At 66.7% G+C, this 26,456-nt stretch carries 27 protein-coding genes; 7 read left to right on the top strand and 20 right to left on the bottom strand.

Translation table 11 applies throughout. The features are described from left to right. The first annotated feature begins 25 nt into the window (after positions 1-25). Together J0I99_RS04730 and J0I99_RS04725 are read left to right on the top strand one after the other, a co-directional pair. Positions 26-514, top strand: a complete 489-nt coding sequence (locus tag J0I99_RS04730; protein WP_291396192.1) for a DUF2569 domain-containing protein — start codon at positions 26-28, stop codon at positions 512-514. Positions 515-554: 40 nt separating this feature from the next. Next, a complete protein-coding gene (locus tag J0I99_RS04725) occupies positions 555-1,709 on the top strand; it encodes an iron-containing alcohol dehydrogenase (protein ID WP_291396191.1) in 1,155 nt (384 codons plus the stop codon). Between the two features lie 37 nt (positions 1,710-1,746). Here the strand turns inward: J0I99_RS04725 and J0I99_RS04720 are convergent, their stop codons facing one another. Next, positions 1,747-3,216 carry a mannitol dehydrogenase family protein gene (locus J0I99_RS04720; protein ID WP_291396189.1) on the bottom strand — a complete coding sequence of 490 codons (1,470 nt, stop codon included), beginning with the start codon at positions 3,214-3,216 and terminating at the stop codon, positions 1,747-1,749. Positions 3,217-3,339: 123 nt separating this feature from the next. On the opposite strand from J0I99_RS04720, the gene J0I99_RS04715 reads away from it, so the two are divergent. After that, positions 3,340-4,263: a sugar kinase gene (locus J0I99_RS04715; protein ID WP_291396188.1), complete on the top strand. Its 924-nt coding sequence runs from the start codon at positions 3,340-3,342 to the stop codon at positions 4,261-4,263. A gap of 232 nt (positions 4,264-4,495) precedes the next feature. Here the strand turns inward: J0I99_RS04715 and J0I99_RS04710 are convergent, their stop codons facing one another. The 3 genes from J0I99_RS04710 to J0I99_RS04700 form a co-directional block, all read right to left on the bottom strand. Further along, positions 4,496-5,044 carry an outer membrane beta-barrel protein gene (locus J0I99_RS04710; RefSeq protein ID WP_291396187.1) on the bottom strand — a complete coding sequence of 183 codons (549 nt, stop codon included), beginning with the start codon at positions 5,042-5,044 and terminating at the stop codon, positions 4,496-4,498. Positions 5,045-5,179: 135 nt separating this feature from the next. Further along, positions 5,180-5,803, bottom strand: coding sequence for a LysE family transporter (locus J0I99_RS04705; RefSeq protein WP_291396186.1), 624 nt, complete (start codon positions 5,801-5,803; stop codon positions 5,180-5,182). Then, positions 5,803-6,378, bottom strand: a complete 576-nt coding sequence (locus tag J0I99_RS04700) for a DUF924 family protein (protein WP_291396184.1) — start codon at positions 6,376-6,378, stop codon at positions 5,803-5,805. Before J0I99_RS04700 ends, J0I99_RS04705 begins: the two co-directional genes overlap by 1 nt. Before the next feature lie 78 nt (positions 6,379-6,456). On the opposite strand from J0I99_RS04700, the gene J0I99_RS04695 reads away from it, so the two are divergent. After that, positions 6,457-6,669, top strand: coding sequence for a hypothetical protein (locus tag J0I99_RS04695; RefSeq protein WP_291396182.1), 213 nt, complete (start codon positions 6,457-6,459; stop codon positions 6,667-6,669). A 220-nt stretch (positions 6,670-6,889) separates the two neighbouring features. On the opposite strand, the gene J0I99_RS04690 is transcribed toward J0I99_RS04695, so the two are convergent. Then, the gene (locus J0I99_RS04690) at positions 6,890-7,891 is read right to left on the bottom strand and encodes a zinc-binding alcohol dehydrogenase family protein (protein WP_291396181.1); all 1,002 of its coding nucleotides are present in this window, start codon (positions 7,889-7,891) and stop codon (positions 6,890-6,892) included. A 132-nt stretch (positions 7,892-8,023) separates the two neighbouring features. On the opposite strand from J0I99_RS04690, the gene J0I99_RS04685 reads away from it, so the two are divergent. Next, complete coding sequence (locus tag J0I99_RS04685; protein WP_291396179.1) at positions 8,024-9,067, top strand: low specificity L-threonine aldolase; 1,044 nt, start codon at positions 8,024-8,026, stop codon at positions 9,065-9,067. A gap of 158 nt (positions 9,068-9,225) precedes the next feature. Here the strand turns inward: J0I99_RS04685 and J0I99_RS04680 are convergent, their stop codons facing one another. The 4 genes from J0I99_RS04680 to J0I99_RS04665 all read right to left on the bottom strand — a co-directional run bounded on the left by J0I99_RS04680 (position 9,226) and on the right by J0I99_RS04665 (position 12,468). Further along, entirely contained in the window at positions 9,226-10,146 is a 921-nt protein-coding gene (locus tag J0I99_RS04680) for a VOC family protein (RefSeq protein ID WP_291389907.1), read from the bottom strand. 207 nt (positions 10,147-10,353) lie between these two features. Further along, complete coding sequence (locus tag J0I99_RS04675; RefSeq protein WP_291396177.1) at positions 10,354-11,238, bottom strand: hypothetical protein; 885 nt, start codon at positions 11,236-11,238, stop codon at positions 10,354-10,356. Continuing rightward, positions 11,235-12,116 (bottom strand): ABC transporter ATP-binding protein, encoded by an 882-nt coding sequence (locus J0I99_RS04670; RefSeq protein WP_291389905.1) that lies wholly within the window; start codon positions 12,114-12,116, stop codon positions 11,235-11,237. The genes J0I99_RS04675 and J0I99_RS04670 overlap by 4 nt, the downstream gene beginning before the upstream one ends. Beyond that, entirely contained in the window at positions 12,109-12,468 is a 360-nt protein-coding gene (locus tag J0I99_RS04665; protein ID WP_291396175.1) for a GntR family transcriptional regulator, read from the bottom strand. Before J0I99_RS04665 ends, J0I99_RS04670 begins: the two co-directional genes overlap by 8 nt. Before the next feature lie 176 nt (positions 12,469-12,644). Here J0I99_RS04665 and J0I99_RS04660 point away from each other — a divergent pair, with 176 nt between their 5' ends. Both J0I99_RS04660 and J0I99_RS04655 read left to right on the top strand, forming a co-directional pair. Further along, positions 12,645-13,637: an NAD-dependent epimerase/dehydratase family protein gene (locus J0I99_RS04660; protein ID WP_291396173.1), complete on the top strand. Its 993-nt coding sequence runs from the start codon at positions 12,645-12,647 to the stop codon at positions 13,635-13,637. A gap of 187 nt (positions 13,638-13,824) precedes the next feature. Next, entirely contained in the window at positions 13,825-15,027 is a 1,203-nt protein-coding gene (locus J0I99_RS04655) for an MFS transporter (RefSeq protein WP_291396172.1), read from the top strand. A gap of 425 nt (positions 15,028-15,452) precedes the next feature. Here the strand turns inward: J0I99_RS04655 and J0I99_RS04650 are convergent, their stop codons facing one another. The 11 genes from J0I99_RS04650 to J0I99_RS04600 form a co-directional block, all read right to left on the bottom strand. Then, entirely contained in the window at positions 15,453-16,466 is a 1,014-nt protein-coding gene (locus tag J0I99_RS04650; protein WP_291396169.1) for a lactonase family protein, read from the bottom strand. A 172-nt stretch (positions 16,467-16,638) separates the two neighbouring features. Beyond that, complete coding sequence (locus tag J0I99_RS04645; RefSeq protein ID WP_291396168.1) at positions 16,639-17,490, bottom strand: sugar phosphate isomerase/epimerase; 852 nt, start codon at positions 17,488-17,490, stop codon at positions 16,639-16,641. Positions 17,491-17,663: 173 nt separating this feature from the next. Then, complete coding sequence (locus tag J0I99_RS04640; RefSeq protein WP_291396167.1) at positions 17,664-18,797, bottom strand: Gfo/Idh/MocA family oxidoreductase; 1,134 nt, start codon at positions 18,795-18,797, stop codon at positions 17,664-17,666. Between the two features lie 157 nt (positions 18,798-18,954). After that, positions 18,955-20,004, bottom strand: a complete 1,050-nt coding sequence (locus tag J0I99_RS04635; protein ID WP_291394138.1) for a TIM barrel protein — start codon at positions 20,002-20,004, stop codon at positions 18,955-18,957. Between the two features lie 182 nt (positions 20,005-20,186). After that, positions 20,187-21,260, bottom strand: a complete 1,074-nt coding sequence (locus J0I99_RS04630; protein ID WP_291396166.1) for an ABC transporter ATP-binding protein — start codon at positions 21,258-21,260, stop codon at positions 20,187-20,189. An 8-nt stretch (positions 21,261-21,268) separates the two neighbouring features. Beyond that, positions 21,269-22,369, bottom strand: a complete 1,101-nt coding sequence (locus J0I99_RS04625; RefSeq protein ID WP_291396164.1) for an ABC transporter ATP-binding protein — start codon at positions 22,367-22,369, stop codon at positions 21,269-21,271. Beyond that, positions 22,362-22,583, bottom strand: a complete 222-nt coding sequence (locus tag J0I99_RS04620; protein ID WP_291394141.1) for a hypothetical protein — start codon at positions 22,581-22,583, stop codon at positions 22,362-22,364. The genes J0I99_RS04625 and J0I99_RS04620 overlap by 8 nt, the downstream gene beginning before the upstream one ends. Then, positions 22,580-23,536: a carbohydrate ABC transporter permease gene (locus J0I99_RS04615; protein ID WP_291396162.1), complete on the bottom strand. Its 957-nt coding sequence runs from the start codon at positions 23,534-23,536 to the stop codon at positions 22,580-22,582. Before J0I99_RS04615 ends, J0I99_RS04620 begins: the two co-directional genes overlap by 4 nt. Next, entirely contained in the window at positions 23,537-24,028 is a 492-nt protein-coding gene (locus J0I99_RS04610; protein WP_291396232.1) for an endonuclease domain-containing protein, read from the bottom strand. It abuts the gene before it with no gap. A gap of 103 nt (positions 24,029-24,131) precedes the next feature. Further along, positions 24,132-25,079, bottom strand: a complete 948-nt coding sequence (locus J0I99_RS04605; protein ID WP_291396161.1) for a carbohydrate ABC transporter permease — start codon at positions 25,077-25,079, stop codon at positions 24,132-24,134. A 14-nt stretch (positions 25,080-25,093) separates the two neighbouring features. Continuing rightward, positions 25,094-26,380, bottom strand: a complete 1,287-nt coding sequence (locus J0I99_RS04600) for an extracellular solute-binding protein (protein ID WP_291396159.1) — start codon at positions 26,378-26,380, stop codon at positions 25,094-25,096. Between the last annotated feature and the right edge of the window lie 76 nt (positions 26,381-26,456).

The following is a 26,456-nucleotide window of genomic DNA, read 5'->3' as shown; positions in this document are numbered from 1 at the left end:
CGCAAGTACTGTTTGGGGGAACGGAATGACGAACGCAGATGGACTGGCGAGCAGCCCTGGCAAGACGGTTTCGGGTATCGGCGGGTGGTTGCTCCTGCCGCTGCTTGGGATCTGCCTGACCCCTTTTGTGGGGGCCTGGAACCTTTGGAACTCATGGGAAGCCCTCGGCATGCTGGGGCAGTTTCCTTTTCATCAGGCCGCCTTCATAGCCATCGAGACTCTCGTTAATCTGCTCGTGCAGTTTGTTGCGCCGATCTACCTTCTCGTTCAAATGCTGCAGAGGCGATCGACCTTCCCCCGCCTCTATCAATACTGGCTCGGCGCCAACCTCAGCTGGCTGGTTCTCGATCTCGCAGTTGCCTACGTGGTTTTCCATGACGTCTTCGCGTCAGGGGCCGCCGAACTCTTCGACCGGGAGACCGTCAGGTCGCTCAGTCAGGCAATAGTCGGTGCAGCAATCTGGATACCCTACATGGCCCGATCGGTTCGGGTGAAGAACACGTTCACAAACTGACTTTGCCCGCCGGCTACACGACCACAAAGGAAATGGCGCAATGACCAAGGCCAACTGGAACTACCCGACGGCGATCAAGTTCGGGGCGGGGCGGATTGCCGAGCTGCCGGAGGCGCTGAAGACGGCGGGGATCACCAAGCCCCTGCTGGTGACCGATGCCGGGCTGGTCAACCTGCCGGTGACGCAGAATACGCTGAAGCTGCTGCGCGATGCGGGCTACGGGGTCGGAGTGTTCGCCGACGTGAAGCCGAACCCGATATCGGCCAACGTCGCCGCCGGCATCGACGTGCTGCGCAAGGGCGGGCATGACGGGGTGATCGCCTTCGGCGGCGGCTCGGGGCTCGACACCGGCAAGGTCATCGCCTTCATGGCCGGGCAGACGCGGCCGATGTGGGACTTCGAAGATATCGGCGACTGGTGGACCCGCGCCGACCCCAAGGGGATCTTCCCGATCGTCGCGGTGCCGACCACGGCGGGCACCGGTTCCGAAGTGGGCCGCGCCGGCGTCATCACCGACGAGGCGACGCACACCAAGAAGGTGATCTTCCACCCGCTGATGATGCCCAAGGTGGTCATCGCCGACCCCGAGCTGACGGTCGGCATGCCGGCCTTCATCACCGTGGGGACAGGGTTCGACGCGCTGGCGCACTGCCTCGAGGCCTACTGCGCCAAGGGCTACCACCCGCTGGCCGACGGCATCGCGGTCGAGGGCGTGCGGCTGGCGCTCGAGAACCTGCCCAAGGTCGCGGCCAACCCCAACGATATCGAGGCGCGCGGGCACATGATGAGCGCCGCCGCGATGGGCGCGACGGCGTTCCAGAAGGGGCTCGGCGCCATCCACTCGCTGAGCCACCCGGTCGGCGCGCTGTACGACACGCATCACGGCATGACCAATGCGATGTTCATGCCCTACGTGCTGGTCGCCAACCGCGATGCCATCGAGGCCAAGATCGCGCGCCTCGCGGCCTATTGCGGCATGCCGCCGAGCTTCGATGCGTTCCTGCACGCGATCAACGGGCTGCGCGCAAAGCTCAACGTTCCCAACACCTTGAAGGACTTCAAAGTGACGGGCGAGAAGCGTGAGTTGATCGCCGACATGGCGATCGTCGACCCGACGGCGGGCGGCAATCCGGTGGAACTGACCAAGGCGCTGGCCCTCGAAATCTTCGACCGGGCGATGGAGGGGCGGCTCTAGGCCGCTACCGTGCGCTAAACGCGGACGGTGGGCGGGGCTAGGAAAGCGACGAAACGGTCACCTTCGCGCCCTTTTCCATTAGCGATTTCAGGTGGTTGGTGACCGGCTCGGTGAACGCCGGATTGGCCGGCAGGTCGGTGCCGAAGACTTCCTGCACTTCCAGCAGGCCGGCGGCCAGCTTTTGCGCATCGCGGCCGGCGCTGTCGGCGATGGCCCGCAGCCGCGCCGCGTGGGGATCCTTCACGTCGATCGGATTGCCCTGCTCGTCGATGCCGGTGACGTAGCGCATCCAGGCGGCGACACCGAGCGCAAGCCTCTGGATCGACTGGCCTTTTTCCAGCCGATCGCGGATCGTGGCGAGCAGGCGCTGCGGCAGCTTCTGGGTGCCGTCCATAGCGATCTGCCAGGTGCGGTGCTTCAGGGCGGGATTGGCGAAACGGGCGAGCAACTGGTCGCGGTAGGCTTCGAGCGTGGGACGCGGCATGGGCAGCGTGGCCATCACCTCATCAGTCATAAGTCCACGAATGAGCTTGTGAATTCCGGGGTCGGCGATGGCTTCGCTGACATACTGGTAGCCCGAGAGGTAGCCGAGGTAGGCCATGGTGGAGTGCGAGCCGTTGAGCATCCTGAGCTTCATCAGCTCGAAGGGCTCGACATCCTCGACAAGCTGGGCGCCGACAGTGTCGAAGGGCGGGCGGCCGGCGGGGAAATCGTCCTCGATCACCCATTGGGTGAAGGGCTCGGTCATGATCGGCCAGGCATCTTCTAAGCCACTGATTTTCTTTATTATTTCTCGATCTGCGTCGGTCGTGGCGGGCACGATCCGGTCGATCATGGTCGAGGGGAAACTTACCGACTGAACGTATTTCGCAAGGTCCCCGCCTCCTCCCCGCAATTCGGCGAAGCGGCGGACGATGCGGCCCGCCGTCTTGCCGTTCGAGGGCAGATTATCGCAGCTCATCACGGTGAAGGGGACAAGTCCCCGATCATGCCGCAATTCCAGAGCCTTGACGATGATGCCGGGGGCGCTGACAGGCTGGTCGGGATGGGCCAGGTCGTGGACGATGTCGGGGTGCTTTTCGTCGAGCTCACCGGTCGCCGGGTCGTGGCAGTAGCCCTTCTCGGTGACGGTCAGCGAGACGATGCGGATCGCCGGATTCGCCATGGTTTCAATGAGTTGGCCGCGCTGCGTGCTGGCATCGAGGACATCGAGGATGGACCCGATGACCCGGCATTTCGTGCCCGAGGCGTCGCGGATGGCGAGGGTGTAGAGGAAATCCTGCGGGGCCAGCGCATCGCGCGTGTCGGGGCGACGCAGCGAGGCGCCGATGATCCCCCAGGACGGATTTTTCGCAAGCAGATCATCGACATAGACGGCCATGTGGGCGCGATGAAAGGCGCCGATGCCGAGATGGACGATGCCGGGCGTGACCTGTTTTCGGTCAAATGTACCCCACTGCACTTCAGGGTAGTCGACCGGCGAAACGGCAAGGGAAAGTCGCGTCATCTGCATGAACTTCCATTGGAGGATCAGGACCATACCGAAGCGCACCGCTGACTGCCATACCAGCCTGTTGCCTAAGGCCGATATCCTCGGCATAAGCATCGGATAGTTGAGGGGACAAGCGGCGTGACCAAGCGGTTCGTGAGCATCGGCGAAGCCATGATCGAGATGTCTGGCGGCGAGGGTGGGATGTACCGCCTGGGCTATGCCGGGGACACGCTGAACACGGCCTGGTACGCCAAGGCGCTGCTGCCTGCGGACTGGCAGGTCGACTACGTGACGGCGCTGGGCGACGACATGTATTCGGCCCAGATGCGCGCCTTCATCGGCAAGGCGGAGATCGGCACCGACCGCATCCAGACGATCGCCAACCGGCGGCCCGGCCTCTACCTGATCCACCAGGAGAAAGGCGACCGGCATTTCACCTACTGGCGCGGGCAATCGGCAGCCAAGCAACTGGCCGACGACGTCGAGGCGCTGGAGGCGGCGGTGGTCGGGGCCGACACGGTGTACTTTTCCGGCATCACCATGGCGATCCTTGCGCCCAAGGCACGCGGCAAGCTGATGCGGACGATCGTCAAGGCGCGCGATGCCGGCGCGACGGTGGTGTTCGACACGAACCTCCGGCCGGCGCTGTGGACCAGCCCGCGCATCATGGCGTGCATCCTGACGGCGGCGGCGACGATCGCCGACATCGTGCTGCCGACCCATACCGACGAGGCGCCGCTGTTCGGCGATGCCTCGCCCGAGGCGACGGCGGAGCGCTACCTCGCGCTGGGGGCGCAGGAGGTGGTGGCCAAGGACGGGGCCAAGCCGGCCTTCGTCGCGACCGCCGACGGGGTGCGCCAGTACGTGCCGGCGCCGAAGGCCGAGCATGTGGTGGACGCGACCGGCGCCGGCGACTCGTTCAACGGCGGATATCTCAGCGGGCGGGCACGGGGATTGTCGCCGGTCGAAGCGGTCGAACGGGCACACCGGGTGGCCGGCGTGGTGATCGGGCACAAGGGCGCGCTGGTCGATCCCGGGTTGGTGCAGGGCATCGTCGCATAGACCGCTGCAGCTGGTATCGGAATCACCTCGACCTGCCCCTCACCCCAGCCCTTTCCCCGGAGGGGAGAGGGGGCGGTGTGGCACCGCTTAATGGCCTTGCGTACCCTCTCCCCTTCGGGGGGAGGGTCAGGGTGAGGGAAAGATGCGCCGTTTCAAATGAATCGTGAACGTCATTAGCACACAGCAAATCGGGCCCCGAGGGGCCCGATTAAAGGCGCTACGCTGGCGGCGATCAGAAGTGGAAGGCGACGCCGACGGTGGCGCGGGCATAGTCGAACAGATCGCTGTCGTCGAAGTAGCCGTAGCCGGTCAGCTGACCGCGGACAGTGACGCTGTCGCTGACCGCGACTTCGATGCCGGCACCGAGCTGGTACGCGGTGCTGTTGTTGTCAGGATCGTCGAGTTCCCAGTCGAAGCCGACGCCGCCGATGCCGTAGAGCAGCATGTCGGGCGTAAGCAGGATGCCAGCGCGGCCCAACACGAAGAGTTCCCCATAGCTGGCGTCGCCGTCGGAAACCGCGTCGGCGGTCACCTGGACGCCGAGCAGGAAGCTCTCGGAGGCGAGGAAGTTGATGCCGGCAAACACACCCCCGCCGAAATAGTCATCGCCGTCGTCGAGCGAGAACTCGCTGCTCACGGAAGCGCCGACATACGGGCGGGCCCAGTCGAAGCCATTGTCGACGACCGGCACTTCGCCGGCAGGCATGGTGAGGTCGGCGGCGAAGGCGGTGCCGGCCAGCAAGGAAAGTCCGGCAGCAGTAACAAGGGAACGGAGAATCATCTTTTGCACCCCAAGCAAGACTGCCCCATTACTTACGCGGCAGCGCTTAAGATGGAATGACCAATTGATCCCTTCGCCAGTCGGCTGAGCGGTTTCATGCCGAGCGATGCACAAATGCATCACGCAAGGGGACCTCTAGCGCGCCTCGAGGATCAGCCGCACGCCGAGGACGCCGATGAAGGTGGCGGCGGCGCGGTCGACCCAGAGCTTGGCGTTGAGGTAGAGGGCGCGGGGGCGGCTCGCGGAGAAGGCCACGGCGACGATGCCGTACCACAGGGTTTCCTGCAGGAAGATCAACGGCGGCAGGGCCCAGTACAGCCAGGGCGCGGGATCGGCGGGCAGCAGCGCGGCGAAGACGGCGCCGAACACCGCCACGATCTTGGGATTGGAGAGCTGGGTGAGAAGGCCGAGGGTGAAGGCCTTCCCGGGGTTGGCGGCGCCGGCGCCGCCCGTCTCGACGGTGATCGGTTGGGCGGCGTGGCGCCAGATCTGCCAGGCGAGATAGACGAGGTAGAGCCCGCCGGCGACCTTGAGCGCGGTGAACAGCAGCCCGCCATCCTGCATCAGGGTGCGCAGGCCGAGCACGGCAAGGGCGCCGTAGAGCATCGCGCCGACGCCCATGCCGAGCGCAGCGGCGAGCCCCTCGCCCCGCGACTGGGCGACGGCGGTGCGAACGACGAAGACGAAGCTCGGACCGGGGCTGATGGCGCCCAGCAGCAGGGCGCCCAGGATGGCGAAGAGCGGCAGGAAATGATCCATCACCACTTGCCCTCCTCGCTGGCGCAATAGTCGATCTCCTCCGCCGTGGAGACGCGGCCAAGCACCTCGTTGCGGCGCGGATAGCGGCCGAAGCGACGCAGCAGGTCGCGGTGCGAGACCTCGTAGGCGAGGACGTCCTCGCTGCCGAGCGAGGCGAACAGGTGCATGGCCTCGTCGTGGATCAGCAGCGATTCCGAGTGCATGTAGGGCATGTAGAGGAACTGGCGCTCCGGCACCGGCTCGAGCGCCTTGTCGTGGCCGGCCGCTACCGCCTCCTGCGCGAGGGCGAGCGCCATGGCATCGGCGGCGAAGGCCTGCGCCGTGCCGCGGTGGATCTGGCGCGAGAACTGGTCGAGGACGATGACTTCGGCGAGGCGGCCGAGCGGGGTGCGGCGCCAGGTCCAGGCCTCGCCGCGAGCCACGGCGGCGTGGGTATCGGCGAACTTTTCTCTGAGTTCGGCATCGAATTCCGGGCCGCCGCCGAACCAGTGGCTGCGATCGTGCTCGACGAACCAGAAGGCAAGGATGTCATCGGCGCTGCGCAACGGGCGACTCCGGTGGAGAATGCGGTTCATCCTTCCTTTCCCATGGGGCGGGCAGAATGTCACCCGGCGGCGTTCGTTCGGTTATGTCCGCAGCAACAGGAGAGACGCATGCGGCTGGTCAAGCTCGATACGCCCGAAGGGTTCATGTACATCAACCCCGATCACGTGGTGGCGATCGTCAAGGGATTGCGCGACACCAAGATCGATACGGTGTCGGGCACGCATGTGGTCAAGGACCCGCCCGAGGTGGTGGCGCGGCTGCTCGGCATGGAAGAGATCGAGCTCGACGTGACGCCGAACCGGATGCTCGGCCGGGGGTAGGATGGCCCCAGTGGCCCGGCACCCCTCACCCGTCCCGGCTGCGCCGGTCCACCCTCTCCCCGACGGGGAGAGGAACAGAGGTGATTACCGATACTGCGCTGTTCTTCTCCCCGTCGGGGAGAAGGTGGCGCGTAGCGCCGGATGAGGGGCTGCAGCCACCGGAGGACGTAGTCGCCCCCTCAACCGGCTTCGCTGGTCTCCCTCCCCGTGCGGGGTAGGGTCACACCGTGACGATCGCCTTGATCAGGCCGGTGCGGTCGTGGGCCCAGGCGGGCATGCTGGAGGGGACGTCGTCCATGCTGGTGGCATGGGTGGCGAGGCGGTCGGTCGGGATCCTGCCGGCCCGCATCGCGGCCATGACGTCCTCGAAATCGGCCTTCTGGGCATTGCGGGAAGCGCGGATGGTGAGTTCGCGCCGGTGCACCTCGCTGTCGGGGAAGACGAGGTCGCCCTTGATGACGCCGACCAGCGTGTAGGCCCCGCCGTTGCGGGTGTGAAAGAGCGAGGCGTTCATCGCCCGGATCGAGCCGGTGGAATCGAAGACCGCGTCGAAGCCGGACAGCCGGCGGCCGGCGAACTCGGCGCCGTCGAGCTGATCGGGCGAGAAGGTGGCAAAGCCCAGCTCGCGGGTGGCGGCGATCTTGTCCGGGGCGGCATCGACGACGGTGACCTCGGCACCGGCGATCCGGGCGAAGTGGGCAACGCCCAGGCCGATCGGGCCGGAGCCGACGACGAGGGCGCGCGCGCCCGGCTTGAGCTCGGCGGTGCGCCGGATGGCGTGCGCGCCGATGGCGAGGAACTCGACCATGGCAGCATCGCGCAGGCTGAGCTCACCGGCCGGATAAAGGTTGGCGGCCGGCATGACGATCTCTTCGGCCATGCCACCCGGAGCGTGGACGCCGACGACTTTCAGCGTCTCGCAGCAGTTGGTCTTGCCCTCGCGGCAGGCCGGACAGGTACCGCAGGTGAGATAGGGGTTGATGACCACCGGCTGGCCGACGCTGAAGTCGGCGCCGTTGGCATCGACCACGGTGCCGGACAGCTCGTGGCCGATGACGCGCGGATACTCGAAGTACGGAAAGTTGCCTTCGAAGATGTGATAGTCGGTGCCGCAGATGCCGATGTGGCGGATGGCGACGCGCACCCAGCCCGGCTTCAGTTCGGGACGCGGAATTTCGACAAGCGCCAGCTGGTTCGGCGCCACGCAGGATATGGCTCGCATCGGGGTCTCCTCCAGGCCGGATCATAGCGGTGGCGCTGGCTGGCATGGAAGTGGGCTTTCGGCTACCGCCGGGATGACAGAGGGTGGCGGAGGCGTGCTAGGAGCATGCTTCCTACCAATCGAGACCATCAAATGAATTTCGCGAGCGACAACTGGGCCGGGGCGACGCCGGAGGTGATGGCGGCGCTGCACCGGGCCAATGACGGGGCGGCCCCCGCCTATGGCAACGACGCGCTGACCCGGCGGGTGACGGGATTGTTCTCGGAGGTCTTCGAGACGGACGTGCAGGTGTGGTTCACCGGCACCGGCACGGCGTCGAATTCGCTGGGACTGGCGGCGCTGAGCCGGCCGGGCGGCTTGGTGTTCTGCTCGAGCGAGGCGCATATCCATGTCGACGAGTGGGGCGCCACCGAGTTCCAGAGCCAGGGCATGAAGCTCGTCGCGGTGCCGCAGGCGGCGGGGCGGATGGCGCCGGAGGCGTTGGCCGAGATGATGGCGCGCTATCCGGAGGGCAGCCGCTACGGCGTGCCGGTGGCGCTCAGCCTCACCAACGCGACGGAACTGGGCACGGTCTATGCGCCGGCCGGGGTGCAGGCGCTGACGGGGCTCGCCAGGGCGCGCGGCCTCGCCGTGCACATGGACGGGGCGCGGTTCGGCAACGCGGTGGCGGCAAGCGGGGCCACGCCGGCCGAGCTGACCTGGAAGGCCGGGGTGGACTTCCTGAGCTTTGGCGGCACCAAGAACGGCTGCTGGGCGGCGGAGGCGATCGTGGTATTTGCGCCCGACAGGCTCCATGACCTCGCGGCGCGGCGGCAGCGGGCCGGGCACACGTTCAGCAAGGCGCGCTTCGTCGCGGCGCAGTTCGAGGCATACCTGACGGATGGGAACTGGCTGCGCTGGGCGCGGGCGGCGAATGCGCGCGCCGAGCAGTTGCGCGCCGGCCTGCGCGGCACCGGACCGGCGTGGCTCGGCTGGGAGAGCGAGGCGAACGAAGTGTTCGCCGTGCTGCCCAGGGCGGCAATCGCGGCGGTGCGGGCGGCCGGCGGCACGCTCTACGAATGGCCGGCCGAGGCGATGGGCGGGCAGCTCGGGCCGGACGAGGACCTGGTGCGGCTGGTGACGAGCTGGGCGACGACGGCGGACGAGGTGGAGCGGTTCTTGTCGCTCGTTGGATGAGTGCCTGACTGACGTTGCCACCAGGCACGGTGTCATTCCCGCGAAAGCGGGAACCTCTGGTCTTGGTCCGTGGGCCAAACGGAGATCCCCGCTTTCGCGGGGATGGCCCGGTGGGTGGGCGAGCGCGACGTGAGCGCTCTCCCTGCCCCCTGGGAGGGTCAGGTGGCCACTGCCACCTTGACCAGGTTGTCGGCCGGGTCGCGGACCTCGAGGCCCTCGTTGGTGCCGGTGTAGGGCGCGCCGATGCTGGTCAGGCGGGCCTTCATGGCATCGAGCGCGGCCTGATCGGGGACGACGATGTGGAACCAGCGCAGGCCGGCCGAGCCCTTCGGGGCCTGGGCGGCGTTGGGGCCGGACCAGATGTTGAAGGCGATGGTGTGCGGCGTGTAGTCGAGCCCGAGGTCGCCCATGCCGAAGCGGCGCATGATGAACAGGCCGCCGAAGCCGAGGCCGTCGCGATAGAAGCGCATGGCGCGCTCGAGGTCGTTCACATGCAGGTGGATGTGGCCGATGCGGGTGCCGGCCGGCATCAGCGGCGGGACATTCTTGAGGTCGTCCAGTTCGCCGAGCAGGTCGTCGATGTCGATGGCCTCGCGGCCGGAATGCGGCGAGCCGTCGACCGTCTTGACGTAGAAGCCGTCCTCGCCGTTGCCAATATGGCCGCGCCACGGGGTCTCGAAGGTGATCTCGATGCCGTTGTTGTCGAAGTCCCACAGGTAGATCGCCTCGGACACGAGGTGGTCGGTGGGGGAAATGCGGACGCGGCGCATGAGCGCGCGCACCGCCATCTCGGCCAGCGCCTGGCGGGTGGGGACGTGGACGGCGACGTGATAGAGGCCGAGCGAGCGATCGGGGAACGGCTTGGTGGCGCCGAGCTCGAGGGTGATGAGTTCCTGCCCGCCGGCGCCGAGGTGGAGCGCCTCGGCATCCTCGGACATGAGTTCGAGGCCGACGACGTCGCGCCAGATGGCCAGCGCGTTGTCGCGACTGGTAACGCCGATGCGGGCGGCGCCGAGCCTGGTGGTCAGCGGCAGCGTGGGCGCGGAACGCACGGCGGCCTGGGATTCAACGGTGATCATGGTGCGGGGTCCCTGAACGTGGTGAGCCAGATATAGGCCGGCAGCACGCGGGCGACCATGGCGGGTGCGGGGTGGTTAGTCGATACGAATATGCGGGAATGTGGCGGGCGCCTGGCAGGATTGGATACATACTCGCCTGGGGCCACCCTCCCGGCCTCCAATCAACGGGGAAGTGAAGAGGCGACTGCGTCGCCCCTTCATCCATCTTCAGCCGGCCACGGCCCGACGCCTCACTTCGCTGGCGACGTAGACGAACAGGGCCGCGACGACGAGGCCGCCGACCATCTGGGTCCAGTCGATGGAGGCGACGAAGCGGCCGAGAACGGTGGCGATGTCGAAGGGCGCGTCGGAGAACAGGGCGAGGCGCAGGTCGTCGCCGTCGATCTCGAAATCGGCCCGGCGGCGCAGGTAGCTCAGGACGTAGCCACCGTCCGGTCCGGCGTCGCGCAGCAGCAGGTTCTCGGCGAGGCCGACGAGGCCGGGGACGAGGAAGGCGAGCGGGATCGACCAGCGCCGGAACAGCGTCGACAGCAGCCCGACCCAGCCGAAGAACGGTGCGTACCAGAGCAGCGCGAGCACCAGGTAGCCGAGGCTGAAGCCGGCGATGTTGGCACCGGTCGCGAGGTAGCTCACCGGGTCGGACAGGTGGAAACCGGGCACGGTGTAGACCATGATGAGCGTGCCGACGAAGACCACCACGCCGCTGACCAGCGCAGCGCCGAAGATGAGGGCCGGGAACAGCGTGAGTCCGGCAGTCATCTTTGAGGCCAGCATCTTGAAGTCCGAGACCGGCATGGACTTCCAGAACAGCATCGAGTTGTTGCGGCTGTCGGCGCTGAAGGCATCGGCGAAGTAGAAGAACAGCGCGAACAGCAGGTAGGCGAACCACAGGCCGCTGAGCGCGAGGAAGCCGAACTCGAAGCCTTTCGCGCCCGAGATGATGCCGACCTGCTGCACCGCGCTGAAGCGGCCGAAGGAGACGCCGGACAGCATGACGACGGACAGCACGGCGAGGATGATCGCCGGCGCGTACAGGAACGCGCCCTTGTGCTCGATGAACTCACGCTTGATGAGGGCAACCAGGGACTTCATTTGGCACCGCGCTGCATCAGGGCGACGAACAGGTCGCTCAGGGTAGGAGTGGAGACCTCGCCCAGTTCGGCGAGGCGGTCGCGCTCGACGCCGTCGAAGACCATGGCGGTCTGGCCGAAGCGGGTTTCGGAATAGATCGGTCCCAGCGCCGTGGCGGCGGCGAGCTGGTCGGGCTTGACGATGACCTGGGCGAACTTGGTCGAGACGGTCTCCATCTGCATGTGGAGGATCAGCTCGCCCTCGCGGATGAACATGATGTCGGAGAGCATGAACTCGATCTCGTCGACCTGGTGGGTGGTGATCAGCAGCGTGCGCTCCTCGGTCATGTAGTCTTCGAGCAGCCGCCGGTAGAAGCGCTTGCGGTAGGTGATGTCGAGGCCGAGCGTCGGCTCGTCGAGAACGAGCAGGCGGGCGTTGATGGCCATGACCACGGCAAGGTGGAGCTGGGCGATCATGCCCTTCGAAAGGTTCTTGATCCTCGCTTCCATCTTCACGTCGGTGCCCTCGAGGAAGCCGCGGGCCTTCTGGGGGTCGAAGCTGGGATGGATATTGGTGAGCAGCGCAAAGAGTTCGCGGACGCGCAGGAAGCGCGGCAGGCTGGCGACGTCGGAGATGAAGGCGACGTTCTCCATCAGCTGGGCGCGCTTCTGGTAGGGATCCTCGCCGAGGACGCGCACGGTGCCCTCGTAGGAGGTAAGCCCGAGCAGCGCGTTCAGCGTCGTGGTCTTGCCGGCGCCGTTGTGGCCGACGAGCCCGTAGATGCGCCCGGCGGGAATGTCGAAATCGAGCCCGTGGAGGATCTCGTTGCGGCCGAAGCGCTTGCGCAGGCCGCGCGCCGAGACGATCGGAGCAGTCGTGGATTGAGCCAGATCATTCATCTTTGCCGCCTTGCTTGAGCAGGTGTTCGGGGTCGAGGCCGAGGGCCTGGATGCGGGTGAGAACGCGCGGCCATTCCTGGGTGAGAAACTGCTCGCGGGCATGGGCGAGCAGGCGCTCGCGGCCGCCCTGGGCGACGAACATGCCCATGCCGCGGCGCGACTCGACCGCCCCGATGTCGACAAGCGACTGAAAGGCGCGCGTGACGGTAAGGGGGTTGACCGAAAGCTCGGCGGCAATCTGGCGCACGGAGGGCAGGGCTTCCCCCTCCCCGGCTGCCTCGGTGAGGATCATCTGGGCTATCCTTTCGCTGATCTGAACGAAGATCGGCTGGCTGTCATTGAACTGGCTCATGCGTCATGCCTTCGTAGTGTGCTAGTTATGTAGCACACCAATTCTGCCATGCAAGCGAAATCTCGGGAGCCGGTTTTGTGGCGCGCCGGCTTGGCATTGTCGTACGAGGGCGGGTAGTTTCGATCGATTTCGCGGCAGGCCGGTCTGGCAGGGCCGAACTCCGGGAGCCTATCGCCTTGCGTATCCTCGTCACCGGCAGCGCCGGATTCATCGGCTTCCACCTGGCGCGACGGCTGCTGGGTGAAGGCCACGAGGTCGTCGGACTCGACGCGCTGACGCCGTATTACGACGTGCGCCTGAAGCAGCAGCGGCAGGTGCTGCTCGAAGCCATGCCCGGATTCCGTGCCGTGTCGGGCCGGCTCGAGGATGCCGGCGCGCTCGCGGCCGCGTTCGCCGATGCCCCCGAGGTCGTGGTGCATCTCGCGGCGCAGGCCGGGGTGCGGTACTCGATCGAGGCGCCGTTCAGCTACACGGAGTCCAATATCACCGGGACCCTGGCGCTGCTCGAGGCGGTGCGGTCGAGGCCGGTGAAGCACCTGCTGGCCGCCTCGTCGAGCTCGGTCTACGGCATGGCACGACAGGCCTCGCGCGAAACGGACGGCACCGACCATCCGGTCTCGCTCTATGCGGCGACCAAGAAGGCCACCGAGGCGATGACGCATTCCTATGCGCACCTGTTCGGCATCCCCACGACCTGCCTGCGCTTCTTCACCGTGTACGGGCCGTGGGGCCGGCCGGACATGGCGCTGTTCCGCTTTACCGAGGCGATCGCCGAGGGGCGCCCGATCGACGTCTATGGCGAGGGCCGGATGCGGCGCGACTTCACCTTCGTCGAGGACACGGTGACGGCGGTGACGCGCCTGATCGGCAAGGCGCCGGTGCAGGGTCAGCCGGTCGCGAGGGATTCGCTTTCGCCGGTGGCCCCTTGGCGGGTCATCAACGTCGCGGGCGGACGGCCGGTGGAACTGATGCGCTTCATTTCGGCGATCGAGGCGGCGATCGGGCGTGCAGCGCAGAAGAACATGCTGCCAATGCAGGCCGGGGACGTGACCGACACGGCAGCGGAGGTGGCGCTGCTGCGCACGCTGGTCGGGGATGTGCCGGAGACGTCGGTGGAGGACGGGGTTCGGGCCTTCATCGAATGGTGGCGGGGGTGGCGGGGGGCATGAGGGCGGGCGCCTTCGCCTCGATGCGCCTCCCTGCCCGCACCCTGGCCTGCCTACCCGGGGTGCGAATTGAACCCTTGGCCGAACGGAAATAGCCTTTGGTGCTAACGACACGCCCCAGCTGACATGTTAGCTCTCGGCATCCTTCGGTCGGGCTTGCGCCGACCAGCCCATTTCCGGACCTGACCCAGTGACCGTCGCAGCCACGGCATCGGCGCACTCCGCCGCCGGCAAGACCACGCTCTCGATCATCGTCGCGGTGAGCGTGTGCCACCTGATCAACGACGTGATGCAGTCGCTGCTGTCGGCGATCTACCCGATCCTCAAGACGAACTACGGGCTCGACTACGTGCAGATCGGGCTGTTGACCTTCACCTTCCAGGTGACGGCGTCGCTGCTGCAGCCGGCGATCGGCATGTACACCGACAAGCGGCCCCTGCCCTATTCGCTGCCGGTGGGCATGGGATCGAGCCTTGTCGGGCTGATCATCCTCGGCTTTGCCAACAACTACCCGATGTTGCTGATCGGCTCGGCGTTCGTCGGGCTGGGTTCGGCCGTGTTCCACCCGGAATCGAGCCGCGTGGCGCGGCTGGCGTCGGGCGGGCGGCATGGCCTGGCGCAGGCGCTGTTCCAGGTGGGCGGCAATGCCGGCTCGGCGCTGGGACCGCTGCTCGCAGCCTTCATCGTCTTGCCGCGCGGGCAGTGGAGCGTGAGCCTGTTCGCCGTCGGCTCGCTGGTCGGCATCGTGATCCTGACGCGTGTCGGGCGCTGGTACGCCGAGCATCGCCGCGCCAATGCCGGTCGGCCGGCGATGAGCCGGGCCCTGCCCTTCGACCGGCGCACCACGCTGATCGCACTCATCGTGCTGACCATCCTGACGCTGACCAAGAACGCCTACATGGCCAGCCTGTCGAGCTACTACACGTTCTTCCTGATCGACAAGTTCCGGGTCGGGGTGCAGGACAGCCAGCTGCTGCTGTTCGTCTATCTCGGCGCCTCGGCGCTGGGCGTGTTCCTCGGCGGGCCGATCGGCGACCGGTTCGGGGCCAAGTTCGTGATCTGGTTCTCGATCCTCGGCGCCCTGCCGTTCACCCTCGCCCTGCCCTATGCCGACCTGACCTGGACGGTGGTGCTGACGGTAATCATCGGGCTGATCTTCTCGTCGGCATTCTCGGCCATCGTGGTGTTCGCGCAGGAGCTGATGCCGGGCCGCATAGGGATGATCGCGGGCATCTTCTTCGGCTTCGCCTTCGGCGCCGGCGGCATTGCCGCGGCGGCGCTCGGGGCGCTCGCGGACGTCACCAGCGTCGAGTACGTCTACTGGCTGTGCTCGTTCATGCCGCTTGCCGGGCTGCTGACGGTGTTCTTGCCCGACATGGGGAAGGTGCGGTAGGGGCGCGGGCGCTGCTGCGCCTCTCCCTGAGGGGGTCCATCGGAGATCGCCGGACCACCCCCTCCCTCGATCCCTCCCCTCAGGGGGGAGGGAAGCCTGACTGGGACATCAACCCGCCCGATCCCAGCCTTCGCGCATGAAGGGGGACGGCTCCCCTCCCCCTTGAGGGGAGGGGCAGGGGGTGGGGGTCCATCGGTGATCGCCGGACCACCCCCTCCCTCTATCCCTCCCCTCAGGAGGGAGGGAAGCCTGACTGGGACATCAACCCGCCCGATCCCAGCCTTCGCGCATGAAGGGGGACGGCTCCCCCCCCCTTGAGGGGAGGGGCAGGGGGTGGGGGTCCATCCGTGATCGCCGGACCACCCCCTCCCTCCATCCCTCCCCTCAGGGGGGAGGGAGGCCCGACTGCGATCTTGGTGGGGTGGCTACACCGGCAGCAGAGCCACGGGCTTTTGCAGTTTGAACACCGTGCCGGTGGCGCTGAGCGTGCCGTCCGATGCCACGTCGAATGTCACCAGGTCCTCGCTCTCCTGGTTGGCGACGATCAGGTGATCGCCGAGCAGGAGGAAGAAGCGGGGCCAGTTGCCGCCGCAGGCGATGTTCTGCTTGAGGCTGATGCTGCCGTCGGCGGCGATGGCGAAGGACGTGATCGAGTTGTGGCCGCGGTTGCTGACATAGGCCACGGTGCCGGCCGGATTGAGCTGGATGTGCGCGCCGGTCGAGCTGCCCTTGAAATCGGCGGGGAGCGCCGAGAGGGTGTTGATCTCGGTGAGGGTGCCGTCGGCCTCGCGCCTGAGGGCGGTGACGGTCTCGGCGTATTCGGTGAACAGGTAGGCGAACCTGCCGTTTGGGTGGAAGGCGAGGTGGCGCGGGCCGGCGCCCCTGGGCGTCGAATAGGCGGTGACCGGCCCGCCGGTGAAGCTGCCGCCGGCATAGGGGAAGAAGCGCACTTCGTCGTGGCCGAGATCGACGGCGTAGAGGCGATCGGCCTCGGGCGACCACTGCGTCCAGTGGGCGTGGCCGGCCGCGTGCGCATGGGCGCTGCGCAGGACGGTCGGGTCGGCCTTCAGCGCCCCGGTGGCGGCGTCGAGGTTGAAGACGGGGACGGAGTCGTCGCCGTAATTGGCGGTGGCGAGCTTGGTGCCCTTGGGGCTCAACCGGATGTAGCAGGGATACTTGGCGCCGGTCGGCTGATAGCCGAGCGGGGCTGCGGCGCCGAGGTCAGGCGCGAGGGCGAAGGCGCCGACTTTTTCGGCCATCTCGTCGGTGACATAGACGGTGCGGGTAGTGGGGGCGAAGGCGATCCAGGAGACGTCGGGCGTGCCGGGATACTCGCGGACAAGCTCGAAGCTGCCGGTTGCGGTATCGAAGCTCAACAGCTTCAGGCCGGCGCCGCCGGGGCCGGTGTAGGAGCCGGACAGCAGGTTGAGCTTGGGCATGCGGGGGTCCTCCTCAGGTTTCGCGAGGAAGGTTTAGGCGAGAGAGGGGGTTAGGGGAAGGGGGACGGCTCCCCTCCCCCTTGAGGGGAGGGGTTGGGGGTGGGGGTCCATCGGAGAGCACCGCACCACCCCCTCCCTCGATCCCTCCCCTCAAGGGGGGGGGAGGCGGGGCTCAGCCCGCCCTGTCCCAGCCGTCGCGCATCAGCTTGAAGCCCTTCTCGTAGACGTCCACCTCGGACGCGAACAGGGGGCGCCAGATCTTGGTGGCGGCGGCGAGGTCCGGGAGGGCGGAGCCGAAGGCCTCGATGGTCATCCAGCCGTCGTAGCCGGCGCGCTTGAGCGCATTGAACACCGACTGGAAGTCGATGTGGCCGGCACCGGGGACGCCGCGATTGTTCTCGGAAATGTGGACGTGGTTGATCTGACGGATGGTCGCCGGGATCACGTCGGTGATCGAGTTCTCCTCGATGTTGAAGTGGAAGGTGTCGTAGAGATAGCCGTAGTTCGGCTCGTCGACGGCCCCGACCAGTTCGGCGGCCTGGGCGGCGGAATTGAGGAAGTAGCACTCGAAGCGGTTGAGCGGCTCGACCGAGAGGGCGACGCCCTGCTTGGCGGCATATTGCGCCGCCTGCTTGTGCACGTCGCGGACGCGGGCCTGTTCGTCGGCGGTGGGGCCGCGGCCGGTGAACTCGCCGAGCGGCTGGTGGAACGGGCCAGCGGCGAGGGTGCCGCCGAGCGCGGCGGTGCAATCGATCAGCCAGTTGAGATGGGCCAGCGCGGCGGCGCGCTCGGCGTAGTCGGCCGAGACGGCGGACTTGCCGCCGCCGGGCATGACGCCGATGCCGGTGGCGCCGAGGCCGAGCGCACGCAGGCGGCGCCCCAGTTTCTCGTAGTGATCGGGCGTGCCCTCGAACATGGGGACTTCGACGCCGTCATAGCCGGTGGCTTTCAGGCGCTCGATGACGGGCCAGTGCGCGTCGGTGACGTGGGTGGTCCAGAGCAGGAGGTTGAAGCCGAGTTTCATTTGACTGTCCCGTTGATTGGCGGCCCGACGACGGATTCGAGCGCTTGGCTGCCCCTCACCCTAACCCTCTCCCCAGAGGGGAGAGGGGACGCACCTTGCACCACCCGTAAGCCCATCGCCCCCGCTCCCCTCTGGGGAGAGGGTCGGGGTGAGGGGCGCCTCGCGCTCAGTTGCTACATCTTCACCCACTGCCCCGAGTGTCCCGAGGCGATGATGGCGTCGCAGAGCTTGTTGGTTTCGAGGGCGTCGCGGAAGGTGGGGGCGGCGGGCTTGCCGGTCCTCAGGCCGTCGAGGAAATCGGCGGCGGTGTGGGTGAAGCTGTGCTCGAAGCCGATGATGAGGCCGGGAACCCACCATTTGCCGAGATACGGATGCTCGCCGTCGGTGACGAGGATGTTGGTCCAGCCGCGCAGCTGGCCTTCGACCGAGTGGTCGAAATACTGCACGCGGTTCAGGTCGTGCAGGTCCCAGCTCAGCGAGCCCTTCTCGCCGTTGATCTCGAGCGTGTAGGCGGCCTTGTGGCCGCGGGCGTAGCGGGTCGACTCGAAGGTGCCGAGCGAGCCGTTGGCGAAGCGGGTCAGCACGGCCGCGGCATCGTCGATGCCCACCGCCTGCTTCTTGCCGGTGTCGGCGTGGGTGCGCTCCTTGACGAAGGTCTCGGTCATGGCGGTGAGCGATGAGATGCCGCCGTTGATCCAGATGGCGCTGTCGAGGCAGTGGGAGATGAGGTCACCGGTGACGCCGGAGCCGGCGGCTTCGACATCGAGGCGCCAGGTGCCCTGCCCGCCCTGCGGCACGTCCGGCGAGATGGTCCAGTCCTGCAGGAATTTGGCACGATAGTGAAAGATACGGCCGAGCTTGCCGTCGGCGACGAGGTTGCGGATCAGCGTCACCGCCGGGATGCGGCGGTAATTGTACCAGACGAGGTTGGGTACGCCGGCCTTCTCCACCGCCTCGACCATGGGCAGGCCTTCGGCGGCGGTGCGGGCCAGCGGCTTTTCGGTGAGCACCATCTTGCCGGCCTTCGCCGCGGCGATGGCGATCTCGGCGTGCAGGTCGTTGGGCACGCAGATGTCGATGGCGTCGATGTCCTTGCGTTCGATCAGCGCGCGCCAGTCATGCTCGACGCTCTCGTAACCCCACTGCTCGGCGAAGCGCCGCACCTTGCTGTCGTTGCGCGCGGCGACGGCCTTGAGCACGGGGCGGTAGCCGGTGTCGAAGAAGTGGGAGACGGAGGCCCAGGCATGGGAATGGCAGCGGGCCATGAAGCCGTAGCCGATCATGCCGATGTTGAGGAGTTTGGTCATAGGGTGTTCCTTGAGAGGGCGGTCGACACGTCAGGGACATCGGTGGTGGGGCCTCCCTCCCCCTTGAGGGGAGGGAACGAGGGTGGGGGTCCAGCGGCGATCACCGAACCACCCCCTCCCCCCGACCCCTCCCCTCAAGGGGGAGGGGAGCTGCGAACTACTCAACCCAGCCGTGGGCTTGCCGGACCTTGAGCATGGCGCCGAGGACCTTGTTCCAGGTCTCCTGCTTTTCCATCACGGCGTTGGGGAACATGCAGCCGTCCCAGCAGATGTGGCGCATCTTCTTGGTGAGGTTGCCCTTTTCGTCGCGCAGCCAGTAGCCGGCGTGCTTCACCACATCGAGGCGGCCGTTGGGATCGTCGATCTGGCAGTGGCGGCCGGTCTTTTCGTGGTCGCCCGAGCCGAAGGTGGTGCCGTCGTTCTGGGCGACGTGGAAATCGAGCGTCCACGGGCGGAGCGCGTCGGCGACCTTGTGATAGGCGGCGTCGAGCGCGGCCTTGTCGCTCCACTCGAAATCCTTTGGCAGGATGCGGTCCTTCTCGGCATTTGCGCCGAGCACGAAGAGCATGGAATGCGCCATGTCGGCCTGGTAGCCGACGATGCCGGGCATGCCGACCATCTCGAGCAGTTTCACGTTCTCGCGCCAGGAGTGCATGCCGCCCCAGCAGATCTCGCCCTCGGCGACGATGTACTCGCCATGGTCCTGGGCGATGCGGCCGGCCTCGCGAAAAGTGTCGGCGATCTTCCTGGTGTTGCCCTCGGGGTCCTTGTCCCAGGCTTCGACGCCGACGGAACTGTCGACGCGGATGCCGCCGGTGGGGCGGATGCCGATCTCGCGCATCTGTTTCCCGATGGCGCAGGCCTTCTTTACCTGGCTCAGGAAGCGCTTGACGTCATCGGCATCGCCCATGGCCGAGCCGCCGCCGGCGCCGCCCCAGATCGGCGCGACGAACGAGCCGACCTTGAGGCCGTAGCTGGCGATGTGATCGGACATGCGGCGGACTTCGCCGGGGTCGGAGTCGATCGAGAAGTGCGGGGCGGTGACGAACAGGTCGATGCCGTCGAACTTCTGGCCGTCCACCTCGGCATTGGCGGTGAGCTTCAAGAGCGTGTCGAGCGCGATGATCGGCTCGGAATCAGGGGCGCCCTTGCCGACGATGCCGGGCCAGGCGGCGTTATGCAGTTTCGGGTAGTTGTTGTCTGACATGGCCCCCTCCCCCGGGGATTATGCTCTGTTCAAACGCTGATGCCGGTGCGCGTGGCCACCCCCACCCTTGATCCCTCCCCACAAGGGGGAGGGAGACGAGGTTGCGCGAGCGGTGCCACAGAACGCCCTCCCCCTTGTGGGGAGGGCCGGGGTGGGGGTGGCCACGCACACTAGCCCCATCCTCACGCCGCCTTGTGCCGGAGGTTCACGCCGGTGCGGGCGTCGAAGAGCATGACCTTGTCGGGGTTCCAGCCGAAGCGGACGGCTTCCTCGACCTTGACGTCGACGCGGGCGGGCACGGCGGCGCGCAGCAGGTTGTCGCCGACGCGCAGGGTGACGATCTTCTCGATGCCGTGGTTCTCGATATCATGGATCCTGGCCTCGACGGGCGCACCCGAGGCCAACTCGATGTCCTCGGGGCGGATGCCGAAGGTCATGGCGCCTTCGCCGGCACCGGGGCCGCCGACCGGCAGCTCGAAGCTGACCGGGCTGACCACGGCGCGGTTGTCGGCGAGGCGGCCGTTCAGCAGGTTGATGGCGGGCGAGCCGACAAAGCTCGCCACGAACGTGTCGCGGGGGTCGTTGTAGACCTCGGACGGCTTGCCGACCTGGATGATCCGGCCGTGGTTGAGCACCGCCATGCGGTCGCCCATGGTCATGGCCTCGACCTGGTCGTGGGTGACGAAGATGAAGGTGGCGCCGAGGCGGCGCTGCAGGTCCTTGAGCTCGGAGCGCATGGCCTCGCGCAGCTTGGCGTCGAGGTTGCTGAGCGGCTCGTCCATCAAGAAGACCTGCGGCTCGCGCACGATGGCGCGGCCGATGGAGACGCGCTGCATCTCGCCGCCACTCAGCCGGTCGGTCTTGCGATCGAGCAGGTGCCCGATGCGCAGCGTCCTCGCCGCATAGTCGATGCGCTTGTCGATCTCGGCCTGCGGCGTGTTGCGGATGCGCGACTTGAGCGGGAAGGTGAGGTTTTCGCGCACGGTGAGGCGCGGATAGAGCGAGTACTGCTGCAGGACGAGCGCGGTGTCGCGCTCGGCCGGGCCCCAGTCGTTGACCTCGATGCCGTTGATGCGGATGTGGCCGACGGTGGGCTTTTCGAGCCCGGCGATCAGCCGCAGAGTCGTGGTCTTGCCGGCGCCGGTGGGGCCGAGCAGGACGAAGAACTCGCCGTCGGCGACGTCGAGATCGAGATCCTCGAGCGCGGTGTGGCGGCCGAAGACCTTGGCGATGTTGTCGAGCTGGATGCGGGCCATCGGCTAACTCACTTGAGCTCAATGCCGAGCGAATTGCCCGACCGGGTATCGAAGAAATGCGCCTGCGCCGGATCGATGCGGGCCCAGACACGGTCGCCGGGCTTGCCGACGAAGCCGGTCTGGGTCCGGGCGCGCAGCACCTGGTTGCCGACCTTGAGGTCGATGATGTCGAACGGGCCGTAAGGCTGGATCAGGTGGGCCTCGACCGGACGATAGCCGGGCTGCTGGCCGTGGCTGAGCAGCACGCCCTCGGGCCGCACGCCGAGGGCGATCTGGTCGGCCCCCTTCTGCTGCAGCAGGCCGACGAGCTCGCGCGGCATGGCGAAGCTCTCGCCATCAACGTCCACCGCCACGTCGTCGCCGGACTGGGTGACGGCGGCCTCGGTGACGTTCATCACCGGCGAGCCGATGAACTGGGCGACGAACAGGTTGGCCGGGTTCTGGTAGACCTCCGACGGGGTGCCGACCTGCTGCAGGATGCCGTCGTGCATGACGACGATGCGGTCGGCCAGCGACATGGCCTCGACCTGGTCGTGGGTGACATAGATCGAGGTCGAGCCGTTCTCGAGGTGCAAGCGCTTGAGCTCGACGCGCATGTCCTCGCGCAACTTGGCGTCGAGGGCGCCGATCGGCTCGTCGAGCAGCAGCGCCTTGGGCCGACGCACCAGCGCCCGGCCGATGGCGACGCGCTGCATGTCGCCACCAGAGAGCGCCGACGGCTTGAGCCTGAGCAGGTGGTTGATGGCGAGCGCGTCGGCAATGTCCCCGACGCTCCGCGTCACTTCGGCATTCGACATGCCGGTGGCGCGCAGCGGAAAGGCGATGTTCTCGTAGACGCTCAGGTGCGGGTAGAGCGCATAGAGCTGGAACACGAAGGCGATGTCGCGGTCGGAGGCATGCAGGTTCTGCACCGGCTTGCCGTCGATGAGGATGTCGCCGGAGCTGATCTCCTCGAGGCCGGCGATGGCGCGGAGCGTCGTGGTCTTGCCGCAGCCCGAGGGGCCGAGCAGCACGACGAACTCCTTGTCGCGCACGGTGAGGTTGACGTCGCGGATCACGTGCACGGCGCCAAAGTACTTCTGGATGTGCCTGAGCTCGATCTCAGCCATGGGCGGGCCCCTCGGAGGCTTCGGGCCGGTCGACGGGCTCGGGAGCCGGGATATGGACGGCGACGTTGAAGCCGATGATGCCGAGCAGCATGATCAAGACGCTCCACTCATGCAGCAACGGCACCCAGGGCTGGCACAGGAAGACGATGCCGCCGACCATGAACAGCTGCGAGCCGGGCTCGAGGAAGCGCTGGTTGAATTGACGCAGGTTCATTTGCGGATCGCTCCGAAGGTGACGCCGCGCAGCAGGTGATTGCGCAGGAGGAAGGTGAAGATGGCGACCGGGAGCAGGAACAGCACCGTGCCGGCGGCGATCACCGTCCATTCGGGGAGGCCCGAGCCGATCTGCGACGGGATGAAGGGCGGCGCGGTCTGGGCCCGCCGGTTGGTCATGATCAGCGCGAAGGCGTATTCGTTCCAGGCGGTGATGAAGCAGAACACGGCCGTAGCAGCGATGCCGGTAGCGGCTTCGGGCAGCACGATCTTCCAGAAGGCCTGCATGCGCGTATAGCCGTCGACCAGCGCCGCTTCCTCGTATTCCTTCGGAATCTCGTCGATGAAGCCCTTCATCAGCCAGACCGAGAAGCTCAGATTGAAGGCGGTGTAGAGGATGATGAGGCCGAGATGCGTGTCGGTCAGGTCGAACTGCCGGTACATCAGGAACATCGGGATGGCGACGACCACCGGCGGCAGCATGCGGGTCGAGAGGATGAAGAATAGGAGGTCCTGCTCGCCCTTGATCCTGAAGCGCGAGAAGCCATAGGCGGTGATGGTGCCCATCGAAACCGCGAGCAGCGTCGAGACGATCGAGACGATGAGGCTGTTGAGGAAGCGGTTGGGGTATTGCGATAGCTGCACTTCGTCGCCGACGCGCAGCACGCGCTCGCCGCCGTCGTAGATCGCCTTCTCCCACCACGGGGCGGCGGCATAGACCTCGGCTGTCGGCTTCTCCTTGGCCTGCACGCGCTTGGTGAACAGCTTCACGAAGGGCGTGACCTCCGGCTGGAAGAACACGGTGGGCGGCACGGAGGTCGCGACGTTGCGCGGCTTGAAGGCGGTGGCCCCGATCCACAGGATCGGCGAGAGGAACACCAGCGTCACCGCGAGAATGGCGAGGATGGCGACGGGTCGGCCGAAGCGCTGGCCGCGCGAGGTTACGGCGGCCATCTACGCCTCCCTTTCCGATGTTGCGGCGCTGTCGCCTCCCTCCCCCCTGAGGGGAGGGATCGAGGGTGGGGGTGGTGCGGTGATCGCCGATGGACCCCCACCCCCAACCCCTCCCCTCAGGGGGGAGGGGGGCAGGCCGGCGAGGATGGCGTCAATGGTTGTCCACACTCCGTCCGGTTTGGTAATGATGTCGCTGTTGGTGAAGCGGATGACGCGATAGCCGGCTGCGTTCAGCCATGCTGTTCGGGCCCGGTCTCGCTCGATGGCTTGCGCGGTGAAATGGGTCTCGCCGTCGAGCTCAACGATCAGCTTCGCCTGATGGCAGGCGAAATCGACGATGTATGCGCCGATCGGAACCTGGCGGCGGAACTTGTGGTCCGTGAACGAGCGGAGCAGCTTCCACATGTGTCGTTCGGGCGGTGTGGCTACCGTTCGCAGTTGGCGGGCACGAGTGACGTTTCGGCTGCGGAGGTGGCGGGCATTGGCGAAGATTGCGTCTGCCGTCTCGTCAGTGCCGACTGCACCACCCCCTCCCTCAATCCCTCCCCTCAAGGGGGAGGGAGGCGATGGCCGCGAGTATTGACGATGAGCCATCTCAGCGCTCCTTCACCCGGTTGAGGTACTTCACGTAGATGTTGGTGATGCACAGCACGACGATCAGCACGATGTAGGCGAGCGCCGAGGCGCGGCCGGTGTCCCAGCCCTGGAAGGCCATCTGGTAGAGCTTGATGGCGATGGTCTCGACGCTGGCTGTCGACATGATGAAGGGCAGGTCGAAGGCCTTGAACGCTTCCATGGTGCGGAAGATCAGCGCGATCAGCAGCAGCGGGGAGACCAGTGGCAGGGTGATGCGGCGGAAGGTGTACCACCAGCCGGCGCGATCGATGGCAGCGGCCTCGTAGAGGCTCTTGGGGATGGCGGAGAGCCCGGCCAGCGACAGCAGCATGACGAAGGGCGACCACATCCAGATATCGGTGATGGCGACGGCGAACAGCGCGTTGACGCGGTTGGACAGCCACTCGAACTTGCCCAGCCCGAGGGCGTAGTTGATCGGGCCCCAGCTCGGATCGTAGAGCAGCTTCCAGAACAGCCCGACCACGGCCGGCGACAGCATCATGGGCAGCATCAGCAGCGTCGTGACGAGGCCCTTGAACTTGAACGGGCGGTTGAGCAGCAGGGCGAGGCCGAAGCCGACGATCATCTGGCCGCCGACCGAGACGATCACGTACTGCGCGGTGGTGGTGAAGCTGCGCCAGATGGCCGGATCGGCGAGCAGGTCGGCATAGTTCTGGATGCCGACGAACTCGGCCGGCTTGTTCAGCGAGACGCGGAACTGGGTGAAGGAAAAGCCGAGCGAGTAGAGCAGCGGGAAGATGTTGAAGATGATGAGGAACGCGATCGTCGGCAGGATGAAGGCGTTGCGGATGGTGAGGTCGCTCCACCCGCGAGCGGCAGCCCGCGAACCGGAATCGAGCGTCGCAAGGACAGCCAATTGTTCCCCCTGGTGCTGAGTGGTGCGGACCGGGGCGAGGCCCCGGTCCATTGGTTCACGCGGGCTCAGTTGCCGAGCGTCTTGTTCCAGTCGCCGGCCAGCGCATCGAGCGCGGCCTTGGCGCTGCCTTCACCCGTGGTGATGTAGGGGTGCAGGCGGTCGTTCATCTGGAACAGCATGTCCGCGAAGACCGGGTTGGCCCAGAAGTCCTTGACGATCTTCATGGAGTCGGCGAACGCCTGGTTGTAGGGCGTGGCCTTGAGGAACTTCTCGGAGTTCAGCACCGCCGCCGAGCAGGTATAGCCACCGAGGTCGGCCCACTTCTGCTGCACGTCGTCGCGGATGAACCACTGGAGGAATTTCTTCGCCTCGTCCTGGTTCTTGGAATAGCTGATGATCGAGATGCCCTGGCCGCCGAGGGCGGCGTGCTGGTCGCCGTTCGGGCCCGGCGGGTTGGCGAAGTAGCCGGTGTCCTTGGCGTGCGGGTTGGTCGCCTCGTTGGCCAGCGCCGGGAAGAAGGCGAAGTAGTTCATCGCCATCGCCACCAGCCCTTCGGTGAAGGCCTGGTTGTTCTCGACGAAGAAGGCCTGGTTCCAGTTCGGCGGCGTGAAGGTGTAGAGCTTGCGGTAGGCCTCGAGCGCGGCGATGTTCTTGTCGGAATTGAGGATGCCGTCGACCTTCTTGCTGGCGTAGTCGCCGAGGTCGCCGCCCCAGGTGAAGATGGTCTGCTCGACACCCATGGCCATCGCGTCGTAGGCGGTCTGGGTGTAGAGCGCCACGCCGTACTTGTTCTCGGCCGGCCGGGTGAAGAACTCGGCGATGTCGGTCAGCTGCTTGTAGTCCTTGGGGATATCGAGGTCGTAGCCGTACTTGGCCTTGAACGCTTCCTTTTCCTTGGGGTCCTCGAACCAGTCCTTGCGATAGGCCCAGCCGTTGGCATCGCCCTCGAGCGGAACGGACCAGTACTTGCCGCCATACTGGCTGTAGTATTGCAGCGTCGCCGGCACGAACGACTTGTCGATGCCGTTGTCGGTGATGAAGCTCGTCAGGTCGACGTAGTGGCCACCCTCCGAGGCCGCGCCCAGCCACTGGCTGTCGCCGACGACCATGTCGTAGGCGTCGCCATGGGCGTTGAGCTCGGCGAAGGTCTTGGTCTGGAAGTCCGACCAGGGCGTGGTCTGCACCGTGACGGTGACGCCCGTCTCGGCGGTGTAATCGTTGACCAGTTCCTGCAGGTAGTTGGCCGGGTCCCACTCGGCCCAGAAAATCGTCAGCTCCTGCGCCAGCACGGACGTGCTCGACGCAAGCATCAGGCCGAGACCGGCCAGCATGCCCTTCCCTAGAACGCGCATATGGTCCTCCCTCTAGCGCTCGTGAGACCGGCTGCGACACCAGCCCCGCGCCCCTCCTCCTTGCCGGGGGCATTCA

Source organism: Devosia sp. (assembly GCF_017307495.1).
In the GTDB taxonomy this organism is placed as follows: Bacteria; Pseudomonadota; Alphaproteobacteria; order Rhizobiales; family Devosiaceae; genus Devosia_A.
The sequence above is the reverse complement of the archived record's forward strand: the minus strand, read 5'-3'. Positions and strand labels throughout refer to the sequence as shown.

Bases quoted from the DNA above. Each gene is read 5' to 3' on its own strand.
- J0I99_RS04670 (WP_291389905.1), bottom strand. From the start codon at position 12,116: ATGAATGATCTGGCTCAATCCACGACTGCTCCGATCGTCTCGGCGCGC.
- J0I99_RS04710 (WP_291396187.1), bottom strand. From the start codon at position 5,044: ATGATTCTCCGTTCCCTTGTTACTGCTGCCGGACTTTCCTTGCTGGCC.
- J0I99_RS04700 (WP_291396184.1), bottom strand. From the start codon at position 6,378: ATGAACCGCATTCTCCACCGGAGTCGCCCGTTGCGCAGCGCCGATGAC.
- J0I99_RS04730 (WP_291396192.1), top strand. From the start codon at position 26: ATGACGAACGCAGATGGACTGGCGAGCAGCCCTGGCAAGACGGTTTCG.
- J0I99_RS04705 (WP_291396186.1), bottom strand. From the start codon at position 5,803: ATGGATCATTTCCTGCCGCTCTTCGCCATCCTGGGCGCCCTGCTGCTG.
- J0I99_RS04695 (WP_291396182.1), top strand. From the start codon at position 6,457: ATGCGGCTGGTCAAGCTCGATACGCCCGAAGGGTTCATGTACATCAAC.
- J0I99_RS04605 (WP_291396161.1), bottom strand. From the start codon at position 25,079: ATGGACCGGGGCCTCGCCCCGGTCCGCACCACTCAGCACCAGGGGGAA.
- J0I99_RS04615 (WP_291396162.1), bottom strand. From the start codon at position 23,536: ATGGCCGCCGTAACCTCGCGCGGCCAGCGCTTCGGCCGACCCGTCGCC.
- J0I99_RS04690 (WP_291396181.1), bottom strand. From the start codon at position 7,891: ATGCGAGCCATATCCTGCGTGGCGCCGAACCAGCTGGCGCTTGTCGAA.
- J0I99_RS04665 (WP_291396175.1), bottom strand. From the start codon at position 12,468: ATGAGCCAGTTCAATGACAGCCAGCCGATCTTCGTTCAGATCAGCGAA.
- J0I99_RS04620 (WP_291394141.1), bottom strand. From the start codon at position 22,583: ATGAACCTGCGTCAATTCAACCAGCGCTTCCTCGAGCCCGGCTCGCAG.
- J0I99_RS04680 (WP_291389907.1), bottom strand. From the start codon at position 10,146: ATGATCACCGTTGAATCCCAGGCCGCCGTGCGTTCCGCGCCCACGCTG.
- J0I99_RS04650 (WP_291396169.1), bottom strand. From the start codon at position 16,466: ATGCCCAAGCTCAACCTGCTGTCCGGCTCCTACACCGGCCCCGGCGGC.
- J0I99_RS04625 (WP_291396164.1), bottom strand. From the start codon at position 22,369: ATGGCTGAGATCGAGCTCAGGCACATCCAGAAGTACTTTGGCGCCGTG.
- J0I99_RS04685 (WP_291396179.1), top strand. From the start codon at position 8,024: ATGAATTTCGCGAGCGACAACTGGGCCGGGGCGACGCCGGAGGTGATG.
- J0I99_RS04725 (WP_291396191.1), top strand. From the start codon at position 555: ATGACCAAGGCCAACTGGAACTACCCGACGGCGATCAAGTTCGGGGCG.
- J0I99_RS04675 (WP_291396177.1), bottom strand. From the start codon at position 11,238: ATGAAGTCCCTGGTTGCCCTCATCAAGCGTGAGTTCATCGAGCACAAG.
- J0I99_RS04630 (WP_291396166.1), bottom strand. From the start codon at position 21,260: ATGGCCCGCATCCAGCTCGACAACATCGCCAAGGTCTTCGGCCGCCAC.
- J0I99_RS04600 (WP_291396159.1), bottom strand. From the start codon at position 26,380: ATGCGCGTTCTAGGGAAGGGCATGCTGGCCGGTCTCGGCCTGATGCTT.
- J0I99_RS04640 (WP_291396167.1), bottom strand. From the start codon at position 18,797: ATGACCAAACTCCTCAACATCGGCATGATCGGCTACGGCTTCATGGCC.
- J0I99_RS04645 (WP_291396168.1), bottom strand. From the start codon at position 17,490: ATGAAACTCGGCTTCAACCTCCTGCTCTGGACCACCCACGTCACCGAC.
- J0I99_RS04635 (WP_291394138.1), bottom strand. From the start codon at position 20,004: ATGTCAGACAACAACTACCCGAAACTGCATAACGCCGCCTGGCCCGGC.
- J0I99_RS04720 (WP_291396189.1), bottom strand. From the start codon at position 3,216: ATGACGCGACTTTCCCTTGCCGTTTCGCCGGTCGACTACCCTGAAGTG.